Consider the following 2842-nt stretch of genomic DNA (forward strand, 5'->3'; position numbering starts at 1 on the left):
GCCCCGGCCACGGCCGTGGTGCCGCCGCGCAGCTCGGCGGCGGTCCAGCCGCCGTCCGTCGACTCGGCGGCGACCTCGGCGACGGTGAACGACGAAGCCATCACCGCCTCGGCGTCCATGTCGACCAGGTTGCCGATGTTGCGGTTGGGCGCATAGCGCTCGGTGGTCAGCGGATAGACCGAGAGCGTCGTGACGGCGGTATACGTGGGCGGGACGATGAAGAGATAGGCGCCTGCGGCCAGGAGACCGAGCAGGGCGATGGCGATGACCAGGCGCCAGCGCGAGACGAGGATGTCCCAGTATCGACGGATATCGATCCCGGGCTGAGCCGATGCATTCGTGGTCATCGTCGTCGCTCCCCCCCTGAGCTGGAACCCCGCGGTGCATCCGATCCTAGCGCTGCGGCCGGATCGGATGCACCGATGGATTCGTCAGGGGATCAGGGCGAACTCAGGATCGCCGCCTTCCAGGCGTCGGCGGAGGGCTTGTCGAGGAGCCGCCACTCGCCATCGCGCGTGGAGTGGAAGTAGGTCACGAAGACGGCGCCGTTGTCGCGGCTGTACTTCGCGAGCGACGTCAGCCACTTGGCCCGCTTCTCGCCCTTCGGGCTCTGATCGCTCGGGATCACCCGCGAGCCGGTCTCGGCGATCGCCCACGGCTTGCCAGCCTCCTTCGCGACCGCGCGGACCGAGCCGAAGAGACTCTCCGGTGTCGCGTAGTAGTCCCGATCCGGCTCGTGCACCCCGTTGTAGGGGTCGAACGCCATGACCTCGATCACCTTCGAGCCCGGGTAGTAGTCCCGCCAGTCCCGCTTGGATCCGGAACTCGCCGTCCACCCGGTCAGGATGAGGGTCGGATACATGTTGCTGCGGCAGACCGAGTCCGCGATCGCGTCGATCCGCTGCCAGGCCTTGCGGTACTGGGCCGCCGTGAACTTGCCCTGATCGATCAGCGGCTCGGGCTCGTGGATGTAGCTCCAGTAGATCGTGACGTTCTTCGGCGCCTGCTGGAACCAGGTCTTGAACTCCTTGTCGTACTTGCCCGCGAGCACGTCCTGCGGCATCGGGCGGAACGACATGATGAGGTCGCGGCCGGCGATCATCTTGGTGCGCGAGTGACTCCAGGGGAACACCATGCCGCCGTCGAACACGCGGATGGTGTCGACCGTCGTGCCGAAGACCCCGTCGACGTGGTCGACGGCCTTCTGGTGAGTGCCGTAGGTGCCGGGCGAGATGCTCGTGCCGAACGCGGTGCCCTTGGGCAGGCTCCGTGTGGAGCAGGTCGCGGAGTCGGAGCTGTCCGAGCCCGTGGTCGACGCGACGGTCTTCACCGAGACGCTCTTGACCTGCAGGTTCTTGCTCTTGTGGAGCTTCGTCGCCGTCGTGCGGACGTCGAGGCTGGACCCGGAGCGGGTCGCGGTGACCGTGAACGACACGGTCCTCCAATTCTTGTTCGAGAGCGTGAAGCTCTTCTGAGTGGTCTTCACGGCGGACTTGGCCACGAGCTCGCGCACGCTCACCTTGCCCTTGACGCCGGCCGCCTTCGGGATGGTGGTGCGCACCTTGGCGGTCACCTTGTAAGAGGTGCCCTTGGCGACGCCGGTAACGGAGTTCGGGACATCGTTGAGCACGGCGTTGCCGGACTTCTTCACCTTGAGGTGAGCCACTTTGCCGCTGCTCGTGTTGATGACGCGGAGCGTCTGGTTGGAGCTCGTGGTGGACCAGCCGCTCGTGCCCTTCGAGAAGTTCGCGTTGGGCAGCAGCTCCGTGCCGGCGGTGGCGGCGGTGGCCGTCGCCGGGGCGAAGTGCAGAGCGGTCACCGCGACCAGGGCGGCCACGCTCATGCCGAGCAGGCTACGGGTGCGGGACGGGCGGGGCTGGGGTTCGTGTCGTTGGGGGGTCGGCCGGGTAGGGGGGTACCGGTTGGGGGTAAACATGCGCTCCTCGGGGTTGCAACAGCGATTGCGACCCCGGCCTCCCATAGCGGGGTCGCGACTGTTTCTCGATTTCAGAGGCGTTTCGAGACGCCCCAAGGAGGGTAAGCACAGTTGTTGGTTACAGCAAAGTCACGATTCAGATTCTCTCAGCCAATTTTCAGCAAGCCTTTTTCGTTCAGAAGCCCGATCACGGCCTCCGTGCACGCCTCGACGCTCAGCTCCGAGGTGTCGAGCGCGAGGTCCGCGTCCTCGGGCGCTTCGTAGGGCGAATCGATCCCCGTGAAGTCCCGGATGAGGCCCGCCCGAGCCCGGGCGTAGAGCCCCTTCCGGTCGCGCTGCTCGGCGACCGAGATCGGCGTGGAGACATGGATCACCACGAATTCGGCGGCCGGTTCGACCTTCGCACGCATGGCCGCCCGCGACGCGGAGAACGGGGCGATCGGCGCGCAGACCGCGATGCCTCCGGCTTCGGCCACTCTGGCAGCCACCCATGCCTGGCGTTCCAGGTTCCGATGCCGGTCCTCGGCGCTGAACGTGAGCTCCGAGGCGAGCTCCCTGCGAAGATCGTCTCCGTCGAGCAGCACGGCACGATGAGACGACTCTCCGGCTATCCGGTCGACGAGCGCGCGGGCGAGCGTCGACTTCCCCGCCCCCGAGAGGCCGGTGAACAGGATCACCGCGCCGCCGGAGCCCCCTGCCGACGGCGTACGAAAATCGAGCACGGACTGCGCGCCGAGCCCGGCCAGGACGAGACCCGTGACATCGACCGCGCCGGCACCGGCTCCCGCCCCGAGTTCGACTCGCGGCACGAAGCGCACCTCGGCCCCCGGCACCAACTCGGCGACGCGCCGCAACTCGTCGACCAGCCGCGCGGACGCCGCCGGATCCGCCGTGCCCTCCGCGATC

3 protein-coding genes are annotated in these 2842 nt (G+C 67.6%); all 3 read right to left on the reverse strand.

Features of this window, described 5'->3' with window-relative positions:
- Positions 1-347 (reverse strand): Wzz/FepE/Etk N-terminal domain-containing protein (locus ACFPZL_RS11955; RefSeq protein ID WP_382335573.1); only part of this gene is annotated, 347 nt, incomplete at its 3' end.
- 92 nt (positions 348-439) lie between these two features.
- Positions 440-1843, reverse strand: coding sequence for a carbohydrate binding domain-containing protein (locus ACFPZL_RS11960; protein ID WP_382332894.1), 1404 nt, complete (start codon positions 1841-1843; stop codon positions 440-442).
- A 239-nt stretch (positions 1844-2082) separates the two neighbouring features.
- On the reverse strand, positions 2083-2842 hold a 760-nt coding region (gene cysC, locus ACFPZL_RS11965), incomplete at its 5' end, for an adenylyl-sulfate kinase (RefSeq protein WP_382335575.1).

Origin of the sequence: Leucobacter soli (assembly GCF_042659205.1) — a bacterium.
Lineage (GTDB): Bacteria > Actinomycetota > Actinomycetes > Actinomycetales > Microbacteriaceae > Leucobacter > Leucobacter soli.